Source organism: Paenibacillus sp. J31R120, assembly GCF_056269225.1.
The window spans coordinates 891,989-913,960 of sequence record NZ_JBWDNN010000002.1 but is presented as its reverse complement, the minus strand read 5'-3'; the positions used below and the strand labels follow the sequence as shown (position 1 = coordinate 913,960).

The 21,972-nt window shown below is 53.2% G+C and carries 21 protein-coding genes; 5 read left to right on the top strand and 16 right to left on the bottom strand.

The features are described from left to right. Positions 1–61: 61 nt before the first annotated feature. Positions 62–805 (bottom strand): IclR family transcriptional regulator, encoded by a 744-nt coding sequence (locus tag AC0YNW_RS10605; protein WP_387469678.1) that lies wholly within the window; start codon positions 803–805, stop codon positions 62–64. Positions 806–1,105: 300 nt separating this feature from the next. On the opposite strand from AC0YNW_RS10605, the gene AC0YNW_RS10600 reads away from it, so the two are divergent. Continuing rightward, positions 1,106–2,164: an alpha/beta hydrolase gene (locus AC0YNW_RS10600; protein WP_475831917.1), complete on the top strand. Its 1,059-nt coding sequence runs from the start codon at positions 1,106–1,108 to the stop codon at positions 2,162–2,164. An 86-nt stretch (positions 2,165–2,250) separates the two neighbouring features. On the opposite strand, the gene folE is transcribed toward AC0YNW_RS10600, so the two are convergent. The 7 genes from folE to AC0YNW_RS10565 all read right to left on the bottom strand — a co-directional run bounded on the left by folE (position 2,251) and on the right by AC0YNW_RS10565 (position 6,525). Next, positions 2,251–2,844: a GTP cyclohydrolase I FolE gene (folE, locus tag AC0YNW_RS10595; protein WP_387469682.1), complete on the bottom strand. Its 594-nt coding sequence runs from the start codon at positions 2,842–2,844 to the stop codon at positions 2,251–2,253. A gap of 36 nt (positions 2,845–2,880) precedes the next feature. Further along, a complete protein-coding gene (locus AC0YNW_RS10590; RefSeq protein WP_387469684.1) occupies positions 2,881–3,102 on the bottom strand; it encodes a YneF family protein in 222 nt (73 codons plus the stop codon). Between the two features lie 177 nt (positions 3,103–3,279). Continuing rightward, positions 3,280–4,428, bottom strand: a complete 1,149-nt coding sequence (gene queG / locus AC0YNW_RS10585; protein WP_475831916.1) for a tRNA epoxyqueuosine(34) reductase QueG — start codon at positions 4,426–4,428, stop codon at positions 3,280–3,282. A 3-nt stretch (positions 4,429–4,431) separates the two neighbouring features. Continuing rightward, positions 4,432–4,866, bottom strand: coding sequence for a ribonuclease HI (gene rnhA / locus AC0YNW_RS10580; RefSeq protein ID WP_387469688.1), 435 nt, complete (start codon positions 4,864–4,866; stop codon positions 4,432–4,434). Between the two features lie 15 nt (positions 4,867–4,881). After that, positions 4,882–5,409 (bottom strand): signal peptidase I, encoded by a 528-nt coding sequence (gene lepB / locus AC0YNW_RS10575; protein ID WP_475831915.1) that lies wholly within the window; start codon positions 5,407–5,409, stop codon positions 4,882–4,884. Then, positions 5,406–5,963 (bottom strand): DUF402 domain-containing protein, encoded by a 558-nt coding sequence (locus tag AC0YNW_RS10570; protein WP_475831914.1) that lies wholly within the window; start codon positions 5,961–5,963, stop codon positions 5,406–5,408. The genes lepB and AC0YNW_RS10570 overlap by 4 nt, the downstream gene beginning before the upstream one ends. A gap of 139 nt (positions 5,964–6,102) precedes the next feature. Continuing rightward, entirely contained in the window at positions 6,103–6,525 is a 423-nt protein-coding gene (locus AC0YNW_RS10565) for a GNAT family N-acetyltransferase (RefSeq protein WP_387469694.1), read from the bottom strand. 439 nt (positions 6,526–6,964) lie between these two features. Between AC0YNW_RS10565 and AC0YNW_RS10560 the strand changes: the two genes are divergently transcribed. Next, positions 6,965–7,576, top strand: a complete 612-nt coding sequence (locus AC0YNW_RS10560; protein WP_475831913.1) for a superoxide dismutase — start codon at positions 6,965–6,967, stop codon at positions 7,574–7,576. Positions 7,577–7,646: 70 nt separating this feature from the next. Here AC0YNW_RS10560 and AC0YNW_RS10555 read toward each other — a convergent pair whose 3' ends face one another. The 5 genes from AC0YNW_RS10555 to AC0YNW_RS10535 all read right to left on the bottom strand — a co-directional run bounded on the left by AC0YNW_RS10555 (position 7,647) and on the right by AC0YNW_RS10535 (position 13,856). Next, positions 7,647–8,822 carry a response regulator transcription factor gene (locus tag AC0YNW_RS10555; protein ID WP_475831912.1) on the bottom strand — a complete coding sequence of 392 codons (1,176 nt, stop codon included), beginning with the start codon at positions 8,820–8,822 and terminating at the stop codon, positions 7,647–7,649. 31 nt (positions 8,823–8,853) lie between these two features. After that, positions 8,854–10,695 carry a cache domain-containing sensor histidine kinase gene (locus AC0YNW_RS10550; RefSeq protein WP_475831911.1) on the bottom strand — a complete coding sequence of 614 codons (1,842 nt, stop codon included), beginning with the start codon at positions 10,693–10,695 and terminating at the stop codon, positions 8,854–8,856. Between the two features lie 27 nt (positions 10,696–10,722). Beyond that, positions 10,723–11,553, bottom strand: coding sequence for a carbohydrate ABC transporter permease (locus tag AC0YNW_RS10545; RefSeq protein ID WP_475831910.1), 831 nt, complete (start codon positions 11,551–11,553; stop codon positions 10,723–10,725). 19 nt (positions 11,554–11,572) lie between these two features. Next, complete coding sequence (locus AC0YNW_RS10540) at positions 11,573–12,466, bottom strand: carbohydrate ABC transporter permease (RefSeq protein WP_475831909.1); 894 nt, start codon at positions 12,464–12,466, stop codon at positions 11,573–11,575. Between the two features lie 67 nt (positions 12,467–12,533). Continuing rightward, a complete protein-coding gene (locus AC0YNW_RS10535) occupies positions 12,534–13,856 on the bottom strand; it encodes an extracellular solute-binding protein (RefSeq protein ID WP_475831908.1) in 1,323 nt (440 codons plus the stop codon). A 211-nt stretch (positions 13,857–14,067) separates the two neighbouring features. Between AC0YNW_RS10535 and AC0YNW_RS10530 the strand changes: the two genes are divergently transcribed. Beyond that, positions 14,068–15,123, top strand: coding sequence for a hypothetical protein (locus tag AC0YNW_RS10530; protein ID WP_475831907.1), 1,056 nt, complete (start codon positions 14,068–14,070; stop codon positions 15,121–15,123). Between the two features lie 50 nt (positions 15,124–15,173). Here the strand turns inward: AC0YNW_RS10530 and AC0YNW_RS10525 are convergent, their stop codons facing one another. From AC0YNW_RS10525 to galU, 3 genes are all read right to left on the bottom strand, one after another. Next, positions 15,174–16,286, bottom strand: a complete 1,113-nt coding sequence (locus AC0YNW_RS10525) for a S1C family serine protease (RefSeq protein WP_475831906.1) — start codon at positions 16,284–16,286, stop codon at positions 15,174–15,176. Positions 16,287–16,302: 16 nt separating this feature from the next. Beyond that, on the bottom strand, positions 16,303–17,550 hold the full coding sequence (locus AC0YNW_RS10520) for an FxLYD domain-containing protein (protein WP_475831905.1): 1,248 nt from the start codon (positions 17,548–17,550) through the stop codon (positions 16,303–16,305). 150 nt (positions 17,551–17,700) lie between these two features. After that, entirely contained in the window at positions 17,701–18,585 is an 885-nt protein-coding gene (gene galU, locus AC0YNW_RS10515; RefSeq protein WP_475831904.1) for a UTP--glucose-1-phosphate uridylyltransferase GalU, read from the bottom strand. 246 nt (positions 18,586–18,831) lie between these two features. On the opposite strand from galU, the gene trxB reads away from it, so the two are divergent. Both trxB and AC0YNW_RS10505 read left to right on the top strand, forming a co-directional pair. Then, the gene (gene trxB, locus AC0YNW_RS10510; RefSeq protein WP_475831903.1) at positions 18,832–19,773 is read left to right on the top strand and encodes a thioredoxin-disulfide reductase; all 942 of its coding nucleotides are present in this window, start codon (positions 18,832–18,834) and stop codon (positions 19,771–19,773) included. Positions 19,774–19,996: 223 nt separating this feature from the next. Then, positions 19,997–21,925, top strand: coding sequence for a glycoside hydrolase family 13 protein (locus tag AC0YNW_RS10505; RefSeq protein ID WP_475831902.1), 1,929 nt, complete (start codon positions 19,997–19,999; stop codon positions 21,923–21,925). Positions 21,926–21,972: the final 47 nt, after the last annotated feature.

The following is a 21,972-nucleotide window of genomic DNA, read 5'->3' as shown; positions in this document are numbered from 1 at the left end:
TCTCTCGCTTCTGCGAAGAACGGAGTGTTTTTTGTACCTGGGTCATCCTCCGAACGACCGATTAACGTGTCATCGTCCCCATACGTCTCGACGACTCCATCATAACGGGCGCATAATCACGCATCGTAGCCAGCTTCAGTCGGCTGGCAGGCCCCGACACGGACAAGGCCGCCACCATCGCTCCCGACCGGTCGAAGATCGGCGAGGACAGCGCTGCCGCCCCCTCCTCCCGCTCCTCGAAACTGGTCGCATACCCTTGAGACAGAACCTCCTGCAATTGCAGCTTATATTGCTGGATATCGATAGCCGAAGGCCATGTCGGATCATGCAGGATGCTCTCTTGCGTCGCAGGATCGGAGTAAGCGATAAGCACCTTGCTGGAGGCGCCAGCGTACAGCGGCAATCTGACGCCTACAGGAGCAACTCTGCGTACAGCCTGGTTGCTCTGAACGGCCTGCCTTCTGATCCGCTCCGTGCCGTCCCGCACATAGATGCTGACCGTCTCGCCCAATTGATCACGAAGCCTGACCATCTCGGGAAGCCAGATGGTCGCCAGATCATCCGAACGCGACAGGTTGGCGGACAACTCCCATACTTTAAGGCCCAAGTGATAGCGATCCGTCTCCCGGTCACGCTCGATGAATCCCTTCTCCTCCAGCGTAGCCAGCATTCGGTGCACGGTGCTCTTATGAAGGCCTACATGCTCCGCAATTTCCGTCATCGCCCAATCCGTCTTTGATGTAAAGCAAAGCAATATGTCAAGCGCGCGGTCCACTGCCCGGACCGTAGATTTCCCCTCTTCCAACTTCCAGCACCTCCTCGTTCTTATTGTTTGAGCCCTCATTGGCATCTGATTTGAATCTATACCTAAACGATTCGAGTTTCATCGGCTGAAACCCTCTTTCAAAATGATTGAAATTGATTCTCAATTAGTATACCTCATTCACCCGACAATCGTAAAGCATTCCGCAACATTACAGATTGATTACAAGCCCCTAACAATCGCACGACACGAATTGACAGGCTGCTAGGACTTTACTACCATTAGTATTAAACGATACGATAACGCTTTCATCATAGATTCCAACAAAGGGGGATGCTAGGTATGAACACCACGATTACGACAACACGCCCTCTGGAGAGCTTCGCTCCTGCGCTGCCCGCTCCCGCCATTCAGACGGAACTCGCTGTCCTTCCGCGAGCAAGAACAAGCGGACGGCGCAAGCATCTTCTATTCGCTTCTATTGCCGCCTTGCTCGCAACCGTCCTGATCGCCATCATCGTCTTCCACGGTTATGTCGCCTGGATGCTCGCTTATCCTTACGTTGCACCGTTGTCTTCCAATCCGCAGCATGCGATTGGAACAGCATATGAGGACGTTGTATTTCCAAGCCATAGCGGAGAGACGACCGTCAGCGGCTGGTATGTGCCTGCCGCCTCCGATAACGAGGACAGCGCTGCTTCCACCCGGACCGTCGTATTCAGCCATGGCTACGGCGCCAATCGCGAGGAAGACTGGGTTCCCATGTATGATTTGACAAAGCTTCTGCATGATTTGAGATATAATGTGCTTCTTTTTGACTACGGCTATGCTTCCACGCAATACAAGGCTCCGGCAACCGGCGGACGCGAGGAGTCCCAGCAGCTGCTCGCAGCTGTCGAATACGCCAAGTCCCGCGGAGCCGAGGACATTGTCGTATGGGGCTTCTCCATGGGCGCCGGAACGGCGCTGCAGACGGCCCTGCAGACGGACGAGATCGATGCAATGATTCTTGACAGTCTCTTTATTCCAAGCTCGGAAGCTTTGTTCGACAATCTCAATCAATTCGTTCCGCTGCCGAGATTTCCGTCGCTGCCCCTCATTGAAACCATGATCCCGCTCTGGACGGGAAGCAGCTTCGGCTTCGTTCCAGCTGACGAAGTAATCGCGACGCCTTTCGATATGCCGATCTACATTATTCACGGCACCAAAGACGTCAAGGCTCCTTTCGGCACAGCCGAGGCGATTGCCGCCAACCAGATCAATGCTCTGTCCCGTTCCTGGATCGTCCAGGACGGACAGCATGAGCTGCTGTTCCGCGCTCATCCTCGCGAATATGTGCAGCGCACGGCACTCTTCCTGAGCCAGGTCGACGGTCAGATCCAAGCCAAACGCGAAGGTTGATCGATAGACGTAAAAACGAGCATGCCCTCCATCCCACTGATGCGGATAGAGAGCATGCTCGTTTATTCGTTAAAGCGATATGGCCATTATTGCTTAAGCAAAGCCAGAAACTCGGAACGAAGCGCCGAGCTTGTCCGGAATTCGCCGCGAACCGCCGATGTGACCGTCTTGCTGCCCGGCTTCTTCACGCCGCGCGCACACATGCAGAGATGCTCGCCTTCTACGACGACCATGACGCCATGAGGCGACAGCTCTTCATCCAGAATGTCGGCGATCTGCGATGTTATGCGCTCCTGCACTTGCAGCTTGCGTGTAACAGCTTCTACTAGCCTTGCCAGCTTGCTTAGTCCAGCAATCTTGCCGCTTGGAAGATAGCCGATATGGGCTTTGCCGAAGAACGGAGCCATATGATGCTCGCACTGGCTATAGTAGACGATATCCCGTACAATGACGAGCTCTTCATGCTGTTCGTCAAACGTAACGCCGAGCACTTCGCGCGGGTCTACCTCGTAGCCTGCGAATATTTCCTCGTACATGCGCGTGACCCGGGCAGGCGTCTCCAGCAGCCCTTCACGCTCCACGTCTTCCCCAATCAGCTTCAAAATTTCCTTCACATGAAACTCGATTTGCTCCCGGTTGTCCGATACCTTCGCATTGACGTAGTCTTTTCTTCCCGCCATTCGTCCTTCGCTCCTTCCGGCTCCTCGCTATAATCGCTATTTGCGAGGAAGCTTTTGGTTTTTCATCATATTTTGGGCGCGTGACATCTGTTGTTTATTCAGGTTGTATCCCATCTGCTTCGCCATGCGCTGAATCATCTCAGGATCGTTCTGCATCTTCTCGAGCTGCTTCCGCAAGTAGAAGACGCCCGCGATAAAGCCGCCTACGGCTCCGACGATCAGCGTTGCGATAGGAATTACGATATTATACCATTCCATCTATGTCACCTAACCCTTTCAATAATGGTTGATTAAATTTACTATTGAACCCTAACATCCCTGTATCATAGCATGTTCGTGCTTGTTCCGCAACGAATCGAACACGACATTTTGCATAAAAAATCGAGCCCTCGCCCGCGATTAACGCTAAGGCCAAGCGGCTCGATTCAAAGTGTATTATTCTTGCTCCGCAGCCAGCATATGAATGGCGGAAGCAATCGCGTCGCGCGCCTCGGCATCGCTCTCTTCGCGCATCGCCTCATGCAGCGCTTCAGCGGCCTCTTCCCCTCCAATTCTGCCTAGCGACCATGCAGCCGTCCCTCGCAACACAGGCCTCGGGTCAAGCTTTAGCACGCCGATCAGATCGGGAACAGCCGTCTTCTCCTTGAAATTGCCGAGCGCGATGACCGCATTCCGCTGGATCGGCTTCTTCCCCCTCCAGGCAGAGGAAGTGAATCCGTACTGCTCTTTGAACTCGCGGTTGCCGATCGTCAGCATCGGAACCAATAATGGCTTCGCCAGCTCGTTATCGGGCTGCAGCTCCGGCTGATGCGTCCAGTTTTTGCCCCGGTTCACGGGACATACGACCTGGCAAGTATCGCAGCCGTACAGCCGGTTGCCAATCTTGCGCATATATTCGTCAGATACCATGCCTTTGGTCTGGGTCAGGAAGGATATGCATTTCTGTGCATCCAGCTGGCCCGGGCCGACCAGCGCACCCGTTGGGCAGGCGTCGATGCATTTGGTGCAAGTTCCGCAGCCTTCCGTCACAGGCGTATCCGGCGGCATTGGCAAATTCGTAATCATCTCGCCGAGATAAATCCATGATCCGAATTCAGGCGAGATGATCGCGCAGTTCTTCGCGCTCCAGCCAAGCCCTGCACGCTCCGCTACGGCGCGGTCGGACAGTGCGCCCGTATCAACCATGCTCTCCACTCTGGTCTCCGGTACGCGCTCCTTCAGCCATACTTCCAGCCGCTCCAGACGGTTGCGAAGCACCTTATGGTAATCTTCTCCCCATGCCGACCTCGCCATAATGCCTCTTCTCGCTCCCGGCTCGGATTTCGGAGGATCGATCAGCTTCGAGGGATAAGCGATCGCAATCGCAATAATGCTCTGCGGATTGTCGAACAGAAGCGACGGATCGGTGCGCTTATCCAGATCCGGCTCTTCAAAGCCCGACTCTCTTCCCAGCTCCCGGTGACGGATCAGCCGGGCCTTCAGCGTCGTGAACACTTCAGCCGACGCTACGCCGACCGCATCGATGCCAAGCTCCTTCGCCGCATCCTTCATCTCTTGCTTCAATGTAACCCAATCGTATTTCATAGCCTACAACCGCTTTATCGCTTCACGGGCGAGCTCATCGCACCGATTGTTATATTCATTGTCGCTATGGCCTTTTACCTTTACATACTCCACCGTGTGCAGCTTCATCAGCTCCCATAGCTGCTTCCACAAATCCTGGTTCTCCACGGGCTCCTTTTTGCTGTTCTTCCAGCCGTTGCGCAGCCAGCCGTGAATCCAGCCCTTCTGGAAGCAATTCACAACATAAGCGGAATCGCTGTATACATGCACTCGGCAGGGCTCCTTAAGCAGATTGAGCCCTTCGATAACCGCCTGAATCTCCATCCGGTTATTCGTCGTCGCTCTCTCTCCGCCCGATATCTCCTTCTTATGCGCGCCGTAGAACAGAATCGCTCCCCACCCGCCGGGACCGGGATTGCCTGAGCAGGCGCCGTCCGTATAGATCATCACTTCTTTCAACTTCCGCACCTCCTGCTACAGCGTCTTTATTTCTTTGAGCGGCCATACGATAAAATCAGCCCTGCCTGTTATCCAGTCGCTCTGTACGGGACCGAAGCTTCTGCTGTCCAGGCTCGCCCGTTCATGCCGATTGTCTCCCATTACAAAGTACAGCCCTTCCCCAATCACAACGGGTCCGTAGCTTTCTCCCTCTATGATGGAATCGGTATAGCCCTCATCCACAAGCTCTCCGTTCCGGTACAACTGTCCGCCGGCAATCTCGATACGGTCGCCCGGCTTGCCTACGACACGCTTCACCAGCAGCCGCTTCCCGTCTTCCGCTTCATAAGGGTCCTTCAGAACGACGACATCGCCGATATCGGGGCTTCCGAACAAAAAGACAAACTTATTGACGTAAAGCCACTCCTTCTCCTGCAGCGTCGGCTCCATGGAATGCCCTTCGACCGTAGACAGATGGAAGACAAAGTAATGAAGGAACAGAACGATAGCGATTGCAATAGCAGCCGTCTTCAACCAGTCCAGCAACAAAGCCTTCGGATTCATTCTTTCACCTCATTGCAGCTCGAGAGCCATTGCTCGTAATAAGCGAGAGCCGTCTTGTCCGAAAAGGGAGAAGCGCCGCGCTCAACGCGCCCCAGCAACTCGTTCATGCCCTCGCGTACTTTAACTAGAACGGACTGCGGATAATGATATTGATGCCTATGCTGCTCGAATTCGTCCCGATCGACAATATACCGGTTGCCGTCAGCCGTCCGGATGACATCCAGATCATAATCGATATAGGTCAAGATGCCATCATGAAGATACGGCGGCGAGGCGATGTTGCAATAATAACGGATGCCTCCCGCCTCCAGCAGCGCAACGACATTAAACCACTGCCCCGGTATAAAATAAGAAACCGCCGGCACTCGGCTTACCCATTGCTTGCCATCGGATTCCTGTATCGGCGTCTGCCGGTTAATGAGGACGATGACCGACTCCTCTTGATGTTCCTCTATGAGCAAATGGCTCGGCACAATCCAATTCTGCTGCCAAAGCCGATGCATATGACCGTCATGCTTGAAACTTTTTATAATACAAGGTTCGAATGTGTTCATGCCTTTCGTGCTCCTCAAGTTCCTTATCATGCACTTTTTGAACAACCTCTTATAGTAATAAGAAAAGCATATCCGCAAGCCAATTGCAATGGCCTTACAGATATGCCCATGTCAAACACGAATAAATAACAATCTCTATCTAACCTGTTACGATACTAAGCTTTTGGAACGACCGGAAAAAATCCGAGGTTGCAAATCCCAATGATTCGTAGAGCGGGAGAACGGGTTCGTTATGCTCGTCCGCTGTAATTAGAATCTTGGATACATTGCGTTGCACAAAGCGCTGGCGCAAAGCCGTTACCAATCCTTTGCCGACGCCGCTGCGCTGATGCCCGGGCGATACCGCAATTCGGTAATAATAGCCTTTGTTGTTATCGATCGTGCCGATAATCATGCCGACGATTTCTGATTCTTTGACAGCGACTAGAACGAGATCGCTATCCCATGATAATTGACGAGCAAATGCTTCCATCGTTTGCTCATAACATTCCGTTGTCAGAACTTCTTCTAGCAGTTCCGTAAGCGGTTTGTAGTCGGACAACTGGAAGGAACGAACATTCATTCAATTAACACCTTCTACCATGTCATAGTCTCGTACCCGTATATAATACGACGAAATCATTTGTATTCCTTCTTTTTTCTTTAAATTTCTTTAAAAAATGTTTAAAATCGCCCATTTTCTCATGAAAACGCTTTATTATAAGCGCTTACATTAAATATTGCTCCATTATTTCATGATATATTTTTCCATTCCCTATCTAGCTGTGAGTGAGTATTTCCTTACGTTCTTACCAACCAGCCGTCAATCGTTCCCATTTGGCGTTCCCTGTTTCATTCTACGCATAATTGTCTAAGGATAGGGAGACGCTACTTTGCGTGCTTCAACGATGCCTGTATGCCCGTCTGCAACGGCCAGCGACTTTTTCAACATAAATGTTGATTTATTCGCTCCGATAGGGGATAATGAAGTGGATCAACTACATATTCAGGAGGTAATAATCATGGCACATCAACTACCTGCTTTGCCTTATGCGCACAATGCGCTTGAGCCGCACATCGATGCGACTACTATGGAAATTCACCACGGCCGTCACCACAACACGTACGTGACGAACCTGAACGCTGCTCTGGAATCCGCTCCTGAGCTGCAAAACAAATCGATCGAAGAGCTGATCGGCGATCTGGCTAGCGTGCCTGAATCCATCCGTACAGCTGTACGCAACAATGGCGGCGGCCATGCGAACCACAGCCTGTTCTGGGAAACAATCGCACCTAACGCTGGCGGCGCTCCTACTGGCGCTCTGGCAGCGGCAATCGACAGCGAGCTGGGCGGCTTCGAAGCGTTCAAAGCTGACTTTGCAAAAGCGGCTACAACTCGTTTCGGCAGCGGCTGGGCATTCCTGGCTGTAGCGAACGGTAAGCTGAAAGTATACAGCCTGCCTAACCAAGACAGCCCGATCATGGAAGGCGAAACGCCAATCCTTGGCCTGGACGTATGGGAGCATGCTTACTACCTGAACTACCAAAACAAACGCCCTGACTACATTGCAGCTTTCTGGAACGTAGTAAACTGGGACGAAGTCGGCAAGCGTTACGAAGCTGCCGTTAAATAATAACCAAGCACTGAAGAAGCCTCCTCCCGCATTGGCCGGAAGGAGGCTTCTTTCTTGCCGAGGCAGCCCGTTAGACTTTCGCTTGCTCCACGCGAAAGTGGCTAGGCGTGCAGTCGTAATGCTTGCGGAACACCTGCGTGAAATGGCGAACGTCGGGATAGCCGACAAGCTCGGCGATTCGGGTAATCGACAAGTGGGGATCGGCGAGCAGCTCTTCCGCCCGCTCCATCCGCAGCTTCGTCACATACTCCTTGTAGCCGGTTCCTGTCTTTTGCTTGAACAGCTTGCTGAAGTATACCGGATTCAGATAAACAACTGAAGAGACAATCTCCAGCGACAAGTTCTCCTGAAAGTTGCTTTTCATATATTGAATGGCGATGTCGATGACGTCGTTTTTGCCCGCCGCCGCAGGATCGTCTCCGGTATGGGCTTCCTTGTCCGTCGTGTGGAACTTCTGAATTTCATCCGGTATGTTATAGAAATTGTATAGCAATTCGCTCATATAGAACTGATAAGGGACTTGCAGGCATCGCTCTAGCTGCTTAACTGCCTCTTGCTTGAATGCAGCACTTCTCATATCCTCCTGCAGCGTCAGTACCCCTACAAGAAAATCGCCGTCCAGATTGACGATAAAGCCCCTCCCGTGCCGCTCGATCAGCTCCGTCATCACATTCTCCACAATGAAATTGCCTAGCGTCAGCTCCGGATCATTGTCCAGCTTAATCGCCAGCAGATGAAACTGCTCATGCTCATCCCGTATGGAACGAAGGTCAAAATTGCCGATATCAAGCCCCTGCACCCATCTGCGGAATACCGCCTCGCGCAGATAGTTCAGATTCTGCTCCAGCAAGCCGATTCCAGTCGGGCGGGCCGACTCCAGCCTCCACTCCTCCAGCAGTGACGTAACGGAATGAACCACTTGATCCTTGCCGAACGGCTTCAGAATATAATCCTTCGCGCCAAGGCGCAGCGCTTCCTGCGCATAGGCAAACTCGGAATAGGCCGATACGACAATCCACTTGATTCCTTTATGCGTATGTCTTGCCTCTGCAAGCAGCTCCAGACCGTTCATGCCCGGCATCATAATATCCAGAAAGACGACATGAATGCGCTCGCCATGAAGCAATGCGAGCGCATCATCCGCCGATGCAGCCGTGCTGACCGTTACGTCATCGAACACGCTGCTTATCGTTCGTTTCAATCCTTCCCGGATCGTCCTTTCATCGTCAACGATGAGTATGTGCATGTCTCTCCCCCCTTGACGAACTTCAGTCCTGTTATGCTCTAGGCATGATGGCAGGCACCATGACGGTTACCGTTGTGCCGGCATTCTCTTCGCTGTCGATACGAAGGCCATAGCCGGCGCCGTACTCCAGCACGAGCCTCCTATGCACATTAAGGAATCCCGCGCCGGAGCCCTGCGATTCACCATAGATGGCAGGCTCCACTGTCAGACTCTGACGCTCCTCCTCCTTCAGCTGGCTCCATTCCAGGCGTTCTGCGCGTTTCAGCGACAGCTGCAGCTCCTGAAGCTTCTTGGGAGGAATGCCTACGCCATCGTCGTGAATATGGATGAATACCGTCTGGCCTTCTCCCTTTGCCGTGATGGTGATCGTCCCTTCCACAGACTTGATCGACAGTCCGTGAATGACTGCGTTCTCGATAAGCGGCTGCAGCGTCATCTTGGGCAGCAGGGTATCCATCAATTCCTCGTCTACTCTATGCTCGATATGGATTCGTCCGTCGGAACGAGCCCCGATTATGGTCATGTAATAGTGGATCTGATCCAGTTCTTCCTTCAGCATCGCCGTCGAGCTGCGCCAGTCGCTGCTGTAGCGGAACATGCGCGAAAGCGAATTAACCAGATTGGCCAGCTTCTCATTCTCCTGTTCGTCGAGCAGCCAATAGATCATCTCTAACGTATTGTAGAGAAAATGCGGATTAACCTGCGACTGCAGCGCATGAATCTGGGCGTTCTTCTCACTCGCCGTCGCGATTTTGTTGCGTTCTACCAGACCGTTGATTTCGCTGACCATCCGGTTGAAGTGCTCATTCATATAATTGATCTCATCATACGAAGCCCGGGTGTGCAATTGGGGGCTCAGGTCGCCTCTCTCTACCCGCCTCATCTCCTGCACAATCGACTTGATCGGCTTGGATACCGAGCGGGACAGCAGAAATGCGATCACAATGGCGGCAAGCACAATCGCCACAGACACAATGACAAAGTACCGGTTCGCAGCAGCCTGCTCTACCCTTGCTACAGGCTTCGGCGTAACCGACAGCAGCTTCCAGCCCAGCTTGGGGTCCATTGCGGTCACAATAAGACGTTCATTATCGCTGGCATCTGTCGCATCCTCCATGAACGGATAACGATCCAGCTCCATGAACTCCGGAGGCGCCGGCTCATCATCCGGATGCGAGGTGACGAGCAGAGAACCCGACGACGAGTAGACGTAGGAGCGGCTCTCCGGCTTGATCATCAGATTGTTCATCGAGGAGATGAAGGTGCGCGGGTCCGCCTCGATGACGAGAATGCCTAGCGGCCTCGTCGTATAGAGATTGGTCATGACCCGGCCGAAGGTGAAGACCGGCTCCTCCTGCTCCTCGCGAATCGTAAGCGAGTTCTCGCCCAGCATCCCGCCCCATACGAGCGAACCGTCCGACTCGCGCAGCTCCTTCATCCATTCGCTCTTCATAAAGCCATGATTGATCTTATGTGTCGTCGACTCGTAGCTGTAGACGTTGCCGACTGGCGATATAATGTGGATGCTCTTCACATCGTTGTAGCTGTAGTAGATCGTGCCAAGCGCGCCCATCATAAGCAGCTGCTTGTTGAACTCATCCATCACTGTCGGTTCTTCGCGGGACAGCAAGCGCTGAATCTCCGCATTGCTCATAATCGATTTGGTCAGACTGTCATAACCTCTGGCAAGCAACGAGAAGTTATCCATCGCTTGAGACACGTTGCGCTGCGCGGCTTCGCCGACTCGCATGTCGATCTGTTGTGCGGTGTATTGATAGAAGATGCCGGTCAGAACGATCAGCAAAGCGAGCGTGGACAACAAGATCCACAACAAGAGACGCGCGCGAAACGTATTCAGCCGAATTCCAAACAATGCGTTGCCTCCTAGCATGCAAGCCGCTTATCCTTTGACGGCCCCCGCCACCATGCCTTTCGTAATTTTGTCCGAAAGGATGAAGTAGAACGTGATGACAGGCAGCGCTCCAAGCACCAGATATGCCCCGATGGAGCCATAATTCGCTGTGTACTGCCCGACAAAGCTGTTCACGCCGAACGGCAGTGTCTTGAGCGAATCTGCCGACAAGAAGGTAGCAGCGATAATATATTCATTCCAGATGGAGATGAAAGTCAGTATGGTAACGGTCATGATTGGCGGCACTGTAATCGGAAGCACAATGCTAAAAAAGATCCGATAGATAGAAGCGCCGTCGATCATGGCGGATTCTTCGATTTCATGCGGTATTCCTCTCAGGAAGCCCGACAGGATAAACACCGCCAGCGGTATTGAAAAAGCAACATACGGGATGATGATGGAAGCATGCGTGTTCAGAATGCTCATGTTTTTGAATATGACCATCAATGGCAGCAAAGTCGATTGAATCGGAATCATGATGCCGACCAAGAACACCAGCATCACGATATTGCCGTAACGCCATTTGAACCGGGTGATGGCATAGGACACCATCCCGCTAAGCACAATTGTAAGCACAAGTGTAATGCCCGTAACCCATATACTATTGCCAATATACTTCAAGTAATTGCCCGAAGTAAATGCGTCTATATAGTTCTCCCACATAAACTTCTTCGGCAAGGCAAAAAATTGCCCCGATACAATCTCACTGCTCGTCTTGAACGAATACAATAACAGCCATACCAGCGGATATAGCTGAGTGACGACCAATATGCTCATAAAAACCCATGCGCCCGCGCGCCTTACTATCCGGAAATCCATCTTCGTCATTCTCCTTTCTCTAAGAGGCGGCTTCTTCCGCGCGCTTGAACGCCAGATTCAACAATACCGTCATCACGAGACAGAAGACGACCAGGAATGTGGAAATTGCGCTTCCGTATCCGTATTTGAAGGAATTGAACGTCATGTAGTACATATGTGTCGAGATTACCTCTGTCGTATTGGCTGGTCCCCCGCCCGTCATAACAACGATAAGGTCAAAGGCTTTCAGCGAGCCGATGACGGCCAGTACAACCGAGATTTTAATAACAGGCGACAGCAGCGGGAGCGTAATGTAACGGTCTGCCTTGAAGCCTTCCGCCCCGTCGATGCTGGCAGCCTCGTAGATGTCGCTCGAAATATTTTGCACACCGGTAAACTGAATAAGCACATGGTACCCGATGTATTGCCAGAAGATAACGAAGCAGAGCGCGAAGATTGCCCAATCGGTATCGGCAAGCCATGTTTTGGTCCATGACTCCAGACCGAACTTCACGAGCATCTGATTCAGCATGCCCCCAAGCGATGCAGGGTTGTAGATCGACTTCCACAATTGGCCGATGACAACAACGGACAGAATGACGGGAAGAAAATAGCTGGAAATGAGGAAATTCGGACGTCTGACATAACGGCTGACCAGAATGGCGATGACGATTGCAATCGGCACCTGCAGCAAGGATGCGGCCGAGATGTACAAGGTCCGCAAGACAGACGGCCAGAAGATCGGGTCCTGTGTGAACAACACTTTGTAGTTGTTCAGACCGACGAATACCTGATCGCCCATGCCTGCCCATTCCACTAATGAATAATAGACCGATACCAGAATCGGCGCGAACACAAACGCCATGTAAAACAACAGACAGGGAAGGACGAACACCGCTAAAGTCCATTTGCCTACTCTCAATACTCCGTTCACTAGCTTACCCTCCCATACGCTTGGAGCCACAAAGGGAACCTCACGGCTCCCTTTGCGTCACGCCTCTTTATTTTTTGTTCAATTCCCATGTTTTCTGATGCTCAGCTGCCAATTCCTCAACGTTCACGTCTTTAATGAGCAAGCTTTGCAGACCAGTCAGGTGAGTTTGCGTGGTTGCCGGCTCGATCACGTTGTCAAAGTTCATGTCGCCGCCTTGAACTTCATTGAAACGCTGCATCGCGTCAACAGCCAGATCGGAGTAGCCAGCAGCCTTGAAGTCGCCTTCAACCTTTTGAGCCAGACCTACAGCAGCTTTATGCTCGAATGCCACTTTCGGGTAGTTCACCAGCAGGTATTTCAGGAATTTCTTGCTCTCATCCAGATGATCGCTGTTCGCGCCCAGCGCGTAAGCTGTGCCTGGTGCGATCACATAGTCTTTCGAATCGCCTTTTCCGCCTACAGTCGGGAATGGCAGGAAGCCTACTTTGCCGCTAACCGTCTCGGATGCGTCAATAGAGGAGATCTCCCATGTACCCATGAAGTACATTGCTGCCTTGCCGTCACGGAACTGTTGGGAAGCCGTATTGTTGTCGTACGTAGCTGCGCCTTCTTGGTAAGCGCCTGCGTCGATCAGCTCTTTTGTTTTTTGCAGAGCTTCAACGAATATCGGATCTGTAAATTGCTTGTTGCCTGCTACTACGTCATCCAGGAATTTCGGTCCGCCGTTCACACGCTGCAATACGTTCGTGAACATAAAGGACAGCGGCCATTTATCTTTGCCGCCCAGCATCATCGCTGGAATGCCGGCTTCTTTGAACTTAGGAATCGAAGCGATAATGTCTTCGAATGTGGTTGGCGCTTCTACGCCAGCTTTCTCGAACAGCTCTTTATTATAGAAAATGCCTGCAAGATTCATGTTGTAAGGAAGTGCGAATACATTGTCGTCGAAGGAGTAGTATTCCAGTACGCCTTCCAGGAATGTGCCCTTCAGCTCGTCATCCAGCATGTCGTTCAGCGGAGCAAGCACTTTGCCGTTCGCGAACGGCTGCAGCTGAGCGCCCGGGTTAACCATCGTAATGTCGGCTACTTCGCCGGATGCCGCTTGTGTTTTCAGCTTAACCTTCTGCTGCTCGGTATCCAGGCGATCCCATTCGATTTTGACGTTCGGATTTTCTTTCATGTAGTTATTTACGATTGCTTCTTCCACCTGATATTGAGGAGTCGACTTGTCTGTTTGCAAGGTTTGGAGAGTCAACGTTATTTTTTTGCCTTCAGGCTTCCCGTCAGCCGGTTTATTCGTGGAGCCTGGCTCTTTGTCGCCTCCACAAGCGGCAAGCGTCAAGGTCAGTGCTGCCGCGAGCACCAAGCTAATCGCGCGTCTTTTTTTCATTCTTAAAATCCCCCTCGAGTTGATATCGCTTACAACTATTACTCTACCCTTTTAGACCCGCTCTTCGAAATACAAAAAATCAACTTCTTGTGTTGAATTTTTCTACATTATTGGCTTTCTTGCGAAAGGTGAAGCACACCGTATAGGCAGATGCCGCATAAGATGCAGGAGGAAAATGCCTAATGATTGATGAAGGAGATGGAAGGATCTCATGACGAATACTTACGACGCTATCCAGGAATTGCCCGTACCGCCGCAACAAGCGCGGCCTTATGCCGTGAAGAGCGGCTGCGGTTGCGGAGGGGAACGCGCGCTGCTGTCTATACCCGGCGTTCTGCCGGGACCTTATTTCCCGGGACCTTGGGGACCCGGATCTTGGGGGCCGGGCGGACCTCACGGCCACGGGCCTTGGGGACCCGGAGGACCGGGCGGACCTCATGGACACGGACCTTGGGGACCCGGGGGGCCGGGCGGACCTCATGGACACGGACCTTGGGGACATGGAGGACCGGGCGGACCTCATGGACACGGACCATGGGGACATGGAGGACCGGGCGGACCTCATGGACACGGACCATGGGGACATGGAGGACCGGGCGGACCTCATGGACACGGACCATGGGGACCAGGAGGGCAAGGCGGACCTCATGGCCATGGGCCCGAATCTGGCGGTCACCACGGCCACGAACCGCGACCGCTAGAGCTGTCTGACTTCCGGCCGCCTGCTCATCCTCCCGGACAGCACGGCTCGGGTCAGCATGGATCAGGGCAGCATGGATCAGGACAACATGGACAGCATGGTTCAGGGCAGCATGGACAGCACGGTTCAGGGCATCATGGTTCAGGACAACATGGGCATCATGGCTCAGGGCATCATCCGCATCACCATGGGCCATGGCCTGGTCCGGGACCCTGGGGAGGACCATTTGCGCTGCCGCTGGCAATTCCCGTCCCTGTACCCGTTCCGATTGGACCAGGACAACAAGGATTCATATCGGTTGTCGTGAACGGAGGGAATATTTATCCTGCCATCTCCAATAGCTATACCATCGTCTTCCGTCCAGGCCTTACGATTGGCGGCGCACTGGCCGAATCCGGCGTGATCGCATTCGCTGCCGACGGTACGATCGTCACAATCAGCGGGTACCCGATTTCCGGCAATATCGGCTATCAGCTGCGGCTGAACGGACGTATCATTCCGGCTGCCAGCATCCATCTTCCAATCCAGCCATCCGATACCGTTACGGTAGATATTGTATACAGATAAGTGCTATCCATGAAAAACGCCGAGAGCCTCTTGCGCTCTCGGCGTTTCTATTATTTGCGAATCGCTTTTCCTTTGCCGGACAACAGCTTCAGCTGATCGTTCTCGTATCCGACCTTATACGTAACCTGATATTTGCTAAGCACATTCTCGCTGTTTTTGCGTTCATCGACCGACAGCACTGCTGTAACCGTCGCCTCTTCTCCGCTGCTCGATACATGCAAATTATCGATGACGACATTGCGGGTCGTCAGATAGCCCTCGCGGAACTTGATATAGCTTGTCCCTTCCTTCCAATTGCCGCCAAGCAGGGAATAAGCGTACACATAGTCCCGGCTGTTCAAGCTGTCGTAGAAATGCCGGACCAAGTAATCCGCCAGCTGATCCAGCGTCGCCTCCTGCTGATGATCCTCTCTGTCTTCGGCAAGTGACAGATTGGGCAGCATCTCCATCGGCTCCCGTGACCAGCCCTCCACCATCGCCAGCACATTTGAGATCGGTATGCTGAAGCCGATCGTGCCCTCTTCCAGACCGGCGGAATTAATGCCCAGCACGGCGCCTGTCTTCATATCGACAAGCGGTCCGCCGCTATTGCCCGGCGCGATCGGCGCGGAAATCTGATACAGATCATTGTACGTATAAGGCTCAATGTGGAAGCTGCGGCCGACCCCGCTAATGATGCCAGTCGTTACCGTATTCTGAAAGCCGAGCGGACTACCGACAGCCAGCACGTCATCCCCCACTTCTCCCCGCTCGTACTTGACAAGCGTGAGCGGCTCTAAGCCCGCCAGCTCCGGCACGCGCACGACAGCAATATCCGTGTCTGTGCTAATCCCGATAACCTCTCCTTCAAGCTCGCGCGCATCCGAGGTTTTCACTCTTACATGCCGCACGCCTGAGACGACATGAGCGTTCGTAATCAGATCGCCTTCATGATTGTAGAGAAACCCCGAGCCTTGTGAGCCCGTATCCGTCTCGATCATAACGACGAGCTTCTGCGTCTCGAATATGACATCCTTCAGCAGCTTCTTCACTTCGCCCACAGCGAGCAAGGGAGCCCCCTCCAGTTGCTTCGGCATCTCCGCCCGTACGGCGTATCCGGCAGCTGTACCAGCGCCTATGATCAGGAAGGAGCCCAGAATGCCGATCCATATGCGTTTGTTCATTCTGCTACTCCCCCCTTTAATCCAGGTACCACTCTGCTTTATCCACCACAACGGTCGTATCTTCGGAATAAATGCCGTAGACGGTTGTCGTGAATGTCATCTGCTCGCCAGCTTCGATATACTCCGGCGTTACGGTTGCTTTTCCCCGGCTTAACACAGCACCGTCCTTGGACTGAACAATCACCTCAACAACGACGGAATAGATCGCTCTTGTGGCTATGTTCTTGAGCGTTCCTTCGATCGTCAGATCGCCGAATTCATCCAGCGTTTTCTCCACGCTTACGACTTCGACAGCAGACGTGCGGTTGATCAGATCCTCTTCCGCGGCCCGCTGCATCGCTTGCTCGATCCGCTGCTGCTCCAGCCGCTCGTATCTGGTCTGCTCGTCCTTGATCTTATTGAGCAGCGCAAGCAGCTCCTTGTCCTCTCTAGCCCATGCCAGAGAACGGTTCACAGCAGCGGTTGCTCCTGTGAAGTTTTTGCGGGCAAGCAATTGCTCGACCTCTCTGGCGGTAATATCTTGTATGGAGACGATGATCTGTCCACGAAGCTCAGCGGCTTCCTCGCCTATTAACCCATTCACAACGTTGAGCATCTCGCCCAGCTCTTTGACTGTCGTCAAAGCCTCATACTCTTTCGTAAGCTTCTGAAGCGTCAGCTTCATATTAAGCTCGTCCAGCTTCTCCCTGAGCTTGTCGTAGATCGGCTCCTTATGACCGCCAAACTCGGTTTTCAGCCGGTTCAGCCCCGTCTCCGCTTCATCGATCATGCCGATGGATAGCCTCGTCTCGATCTGCCCCGTCATCCGCTCAAGCTCCAGCACATGCTGAATAATCTCCACATCGGCGGCAAGCGCCTTGAAAGCAGGACGAGCCTCCAAGGCATCCTCCAGCTTCTCAAGCGCTACGATGTATTCGCCGCTCAGGGCAGCCGTCCTGGCTTCCGACTGAAGCCGAAGCACGGTCTCGTTCACGCCTTTTTCATATTGATAATATAGGATGACAGCCATAATGACGACAAAAGCAAGCCCCGCAAGCGCAAGCGGAACTGTCCATCCGAGGCCTTGCTTGCCCTGCACCGCACTTGGCGTCGTACGTCCCGCAATGACGGCTTTCTCCGCCAGCTCAAGCGACGCCGCTCCTTCGGAGAGCGCCTCTTCCCAGTCGGCTGTCTCAATTATTCTATGGGAATGCAGCCTTCTTCCGCATTGACTGCAATATCTGGCATCCTCCGCATAGCTTCTTACGCAATGATGGCAATACACCTGCGTTCAACTCCCAGCCCTATCTACTTCTCTCTATGAATCCAGACTCTATTCTATAACAAATAGTAAATAATCTCCATTTTAAAATAGTGGAAGATATAAAAAAACGCCGCCCCCCGATCAGGAGACCGAGGTCGACGCCCCCTATCATCAGCCTTGGCTCATAAGGCCAAGACGCTCCAGCATATATTTTCGCACATCCGCAGCCAAATCTTCCCGTTCCAGGGCGAAATCGATCGTTGCCTGCACGAAGCCCAGCTTATCTCCTACGTCATGACGGCGCCCTCCGAATCGGAAGGCGTCCAGCCCGATCGTACGGTTCAGCTCCTGCAAACTGTCAGTCAGCTGAATTTCCCCTGCCTTGCCCGGCTTCGCCTGCTCCAGCAACGCAAAGATCGCGGGATGAAGCACATAACGGCCGACGACCGCATAATTGGAAGGAGCGAGGCCAGGACCGGGCTTCTCCACAATATCCCGGACGGGCGCAAAGGGACTGTTTCCATGATCAATATCGACGATACCGTATTTATGAGTCTGATCCCACGGCACTTCCATGACCGCTACGACCGAAGTTTGCGATTGCTCATACGCATCCATCATTTCTTTCAGGCAGGGCTTCTGGGATGTCAGAATATCATCTCCAAGCAGCACGGCGAACGGCTCGTCTCCGATGAACCGCCTTGCGCACAACACGGCATGACCAAGGCCAAGCGGCTCTTTCTGCCGAACATAATAGATATCCGCTAATTGGGAGATCGCCCTCACAGTGGACAGCATCTCTTCGTTATGCCTTGCTTCTAGCTCCGCCTCCAGCTCCACCGACTTGTCAAAGTGGTCTTCAATCGCCCGCTTATGTCTGCCGCTTATGATGACGATGCTCTCAATGCCTGACTCGACGGCTTCCTCTACAATATATTGAATGGCCGGCTTGTCGATGAGAGGCAGCATCTCCTTCGGCTGCGCCTTCGTCGCGGGTAGAAACCTTGTGCCGAGACCGCCTGCAGGAATGACCGCCTTTCTGATTTTGTTTGCCATGACTACGTATGCCCCTCTCTCTTCGCTTAGGAGTAGCGCCTTTCAACTATCATATCATTTCCAGGGGCCGGGAGCCATTGGAAGACGCCTATCTTATAGAATGACAGACGCTCATTTCCGCATATCTCCAGCTCTTGCATGAAGGTTCGATGAACTGTATTGACATTCGTTACAGTTTATAATAGCTTTGAATTATACAATGATGTTAAGACTCATGATTTCATATCATATTGGGGGGATTATCCTATGCACAAGACGATTATCATCGGAACCGGCCCTGCCGGATTGACAGCCGCAATCTACCTGGCCCGCGCGAATATGGAGCCGCTTGTCATCGAAGGCTGGCAGCCTGGCGGACAATTGACCACTACAACGGAAGTCGAGAACTTCCCCGGCTTCCCTGACGGCATTCTGGGCAGCGAGCTCATGTCCAATATGCGCAAGCAAGCGCAGCGCTTCGGTGCCACGTTCAAGACTGGCTCTGTGAAGAGCGTTGATTTCAGCAAGCGCCCGTATACGCTGGAGGTTGAGGGGCTTGGCCAGCTGCAAGCCGACTCCATTATTATATCCACTGGCGCTTCGGCCAAATATTTGGGTATCCCGGGCGAACAAGACAATCTGGGACGCGGCGTCAGCACTTGCGCGACCTGCGACGGCTTCTTCTTCCGCGGCAAACAGCTGATTGTGATCGGCGGCGGCGACTCCGCAATGGAGGAAGCAAGCTTCTTGACCCGCTTCGCGACAGACGTGCGTCTTGTCAATCGCCGCGAAGAGCTGCGAGCATCCAAGATCATGCAGGATCGCGCTCGCGACAACGAGAAAATCTCCTGGAGCCTGAACCGCACGCCGCTTGAGGTGGTTGGCGGCGAGATCGGCCTGAAAGGCCTGCGCGTTCTCAACAACGATACGGGCGAAGAGGAATGGCTGGAGGCGGACGGTGTGTTCGTCGCGATCGGACATACGCCGAATACCGGATTCCTCGGCGGACAGATCACAACGGACGAACAAGGCTATATCATCGTAAAGCCCGGTACGACAGAGACGAACATCCCTGGCGTATTCGCATGCGGCGACGTACAGGATAAGATCTACCGCCAAGCGATTACAGCAGCCGGCAGCGGCTGCATGGCGGCTCTCGACTGCGAGAGATATCTGGAGGCACTGGCGCATGAAATGATAAATTCCTAATTTTTTTCGCCCAAGCTACTGGCGTAAAATGTACAATTAATGTATAATTATACCCGTTGAGAGTTCAAAATATAAAGGCACTGCTACCGCATACCTATTGTTCGATATACGCTTCGCGAGAGCGGCGCTGAACATTTTTAGGAAAAGGTACAACCTCGGCTGAGCAAGCGGAGGTTGTGCCTTTTTTCGTTTTTTCATCACACTTTTGGAAGGGGAAATCACCATGTTATTAGAAGCCATGTATCATCGTCCCAAGCAAAACTGGGCATACGCCTACGACGGACAAACCATCCACCTGCGCGTTCGTTCCAAACGCAATGATGTCACTCGCGTCCAAGCCATCGTCGGCGACAAATACGCCTGGAATCAAACGGTCATCTCCGTCAATATGCGTCTGCTCAGCTCCGACGAGCGATTCGATTATTGGGAGACATCGGTCAAGCCGCCATTCCGACGACTGCGCTATGCCTTCCGCTTCCATAGCGGCGAAGAAACGATCATCATGACGGAGAAAGAATTCACGCGCGAGCTTCCAGACAATCCGAACACGTTTTTCGACTTTCCGTTTATCAATCCGGTCGATGTCTTCGAGCCGCCGGCTTGGGTGAAGGATGCGGTCTTCTATCAAATCTTCCCGGAGCGCTTCGCGAACGGCGATCCTTCGCTTGACCCAGACACCGTCGAGCCATGGGGCGGCAAGCCGACTCCGAGCAACTTCTTCGGCGGGGATCTGCAAGGCGTTATCGATCATTTGGACCATTTGGGCGGCCTTGGCATCAATGCGATCTACTTTACGCCACTGTTCGAAGCGACCACCAACCATAAATACGATACGCAAGACTACTTGAAGGTCGATCCTCAATTCGGAAGCAATAAGAAATTGAAAGAACTGGTGCACGCCTGCCACAAGCGCGGCATTCGCGTGCTCCTTGATGCGGTGTTCAATCATTCCGGCCGGACGTTCGCTCCGTTCGTAGACGCGCAGAAGAACGGCCAAGAGTCCAAGTACGCGGACTGGTTCCACGTCAGAGAGTGGCCGCTGCAAGTCGTGGACGGCGTGCCTAGCTACGACACCTTCGCATTCGAGCCGCTTATGCCGAAGCTCAACACAGAGAATCCGGAAGTGAAAGCTTACCTCTTCGAGGTAGCCCGTTACTGGATCGAAGAGATCGGCATCGATGGCTGGCGCCTGGATGTTGCCAATGAAGTCGACCACCAGTTCTGGCGCGAGTTCCGCCAGATCGTCAAGTCGGTTAATCCGGAAGCCTACATTCTCGGCGAGATCTGGCATGACTCCATGGCGTGGCTGCAAGGCGACCAATTCGATGCGGTCATGAATTATCCGTTCACGAATGCGGTGCTGGACTTCTTCGCTTACGGCACAATTGACGCCTCGACCTTCGCACATGCGATCGGCACACAGCTTGCCGCTTACCCGCAGCAAGTAACGGAAGCGGCGTTCAACCTGCTGGACAGCCACGATACGCCGAGATTGCTAACAATCTGCGAGGACAATGTCGACAAGCTGAAGCTGGCCGCCCTGTTCCAATTCACGTACCCTGGCACGCCTTGCGTCTATTACGGGGACGAAGTCGGCATGAACGGCGGAGGCGACCCGGACTGCCGCAAGTGCATGGTATGGGAAAAGGAAGATCAGGACCGGGAGCTGCTTCGCTTCTATCAGGATACGATCAGCTTGCGCCATAATCACGAGGCGCTTCGCTCGACTGAGCTGGCTTTCGCTTATGCGGGACAAGAAGACGGGCTGCTCGCTTATGAGCGCCGCTCGGACGGCGAGCGTATCATTATTGCCCTTAACGCGCGCGAAGGAGCGGCAACACTCGCTCTCTCCCTCCCTTCTGCTGTAACGGCAGACGCCCTGCCGCTTGACATTCCGTTCCGCGGCTTTGCAGCCGCTGCTGAAGCGGCCGCAGATGCAGCTTCTACTGTAGCGGTTGAAGCGGCTGCTGTTGTAGTCGAAGCTGCATCCAAAGCGTCGAGCGTGCCTGCAAGCCTGGGCTCCTCGAAGTGGACCGTCCTGCACTCCAATGCGGGAGCCATTGCAAAAGGCTCCGAGCTTAAGACAGGTGAAGACGGTCAGCTTCAGTTGCAGCTTGACGGCTACGGCTTTGTTGTTCTGAAGCAAAAATAATGGCTGTGCAAAGCCGTCTTGTCATAGACAGACAAGACGGCTTTATG

Bases quoted from the DNA above. Each gene is read 5' to 3' on its own strand.
- AC0YNW_RS10545 (WP_475831910.1), bottom strand. From the start codon at position 11,553: ATGGATTTCCGGATAGTAAGGCGCGCGGGCGCATGGGTTTTTATGAGC.
- AC0YNW_RS10555 (WP_475831912.1), bottom strand. From the start codon at position 8,822: ATGCACATACTCATCGTTGACGATGAAAGGACGATCCGGGAAGGATTG.
- AC0YNW_RS10535 (WP_475831908.1), bottom strand. From the start codon at position 13,856: ATGAAAAAAAGACGCGCGATTAGCTTGGTGCTCGCGGCAGCACTGACC.
- AC0YNW_RS10530 (WP_475831907.1), top strand. From the start codon at position 14,068: ATGACGAATACTTACGACGCTATCCAGGAATTGCCCGTACCGCCGCAA.
- AC0YNW_RS10525 (WP_475831906.1), bottom strand. From the start codon at position 16,286: ATGAACAAACGCATATGGATCGGCATTCTGGGCTCCTTCCTGATCATA.
- queG (WP_475831916.1), bottom strand. From the start codon at position 4,428: ATGAAATACGATTGGGTTACATTGAAGCAAGAGATGAAGGATGCGGCG.
- lepB (WP_475831915.1), bottom strand. From the start codon at position 5,409: ATGAATCCGAAGGCTTTGTTGCTGGACTGGTTGAAGACGGCTGCTATT.
- AC0YNW_RS10600 (WP_475831917.1), top strand. From the start codon at position 1,106: ATGAACACCACGATTACGACAACACGCCCTCTGGAGAGCTTCGCTCCT.
- AC0YNW_RS10570 (WP_475831914.1), bottom strand. From the start codon at position 5,963: ATGAACACATTCGAACCTTGTATTATAAAAAGTTTCAAGCATGACGGT.
- AC0YNW_RS10505 (WP_475831902.1), top strand. From the start codon at position 19,997: ATGTTATTAGAAGCCATGTATCATCGTCCCAAGCAAAACTGGGCATAC.
- AC0YNW_RS10560 (WP_475831913.1), top strand. From the start codon at position 6,965: ATGGCACATCAACTACCTGCTTTGCCTTATGCGCACAATGCGCTTGAG.
- folE (WP_387469682.1), bottom strand. From the start codon at position 2,844: ATGGCGGGAAGAAAAGACTACGTCAATGCGAAGGTATCGGACAACCGG.
- AC0YNW_RS10590 (WP_387469684.1), bottom strand. From the start codon at position 3,102: ATGGAATGGTATAATATCGTAATTCCTATCGCAACGCTGATCGTCGGA.
- AC0YNW_RS10565 (WP_387469694.1), bottom strand. From the start codon at position 6,525: ATGAATGTTCGTTCCTTCCAGTTGTCCGACTACAAACCGCTTACGGAA.
- trxB (WP_475831903.1), top strand. From the start codon at position 18,832: ATGCACAAGACGATTATCATCGGAACCGGCCCTGCCGGATTGACAGCC.
- galU (WP_475831904.1), bottom strand. From the start codon at position 18,585: ATGGCAAACAAAATCAGAAAGGCGGTCATTCCTGCAGGCGGTCTCGGC.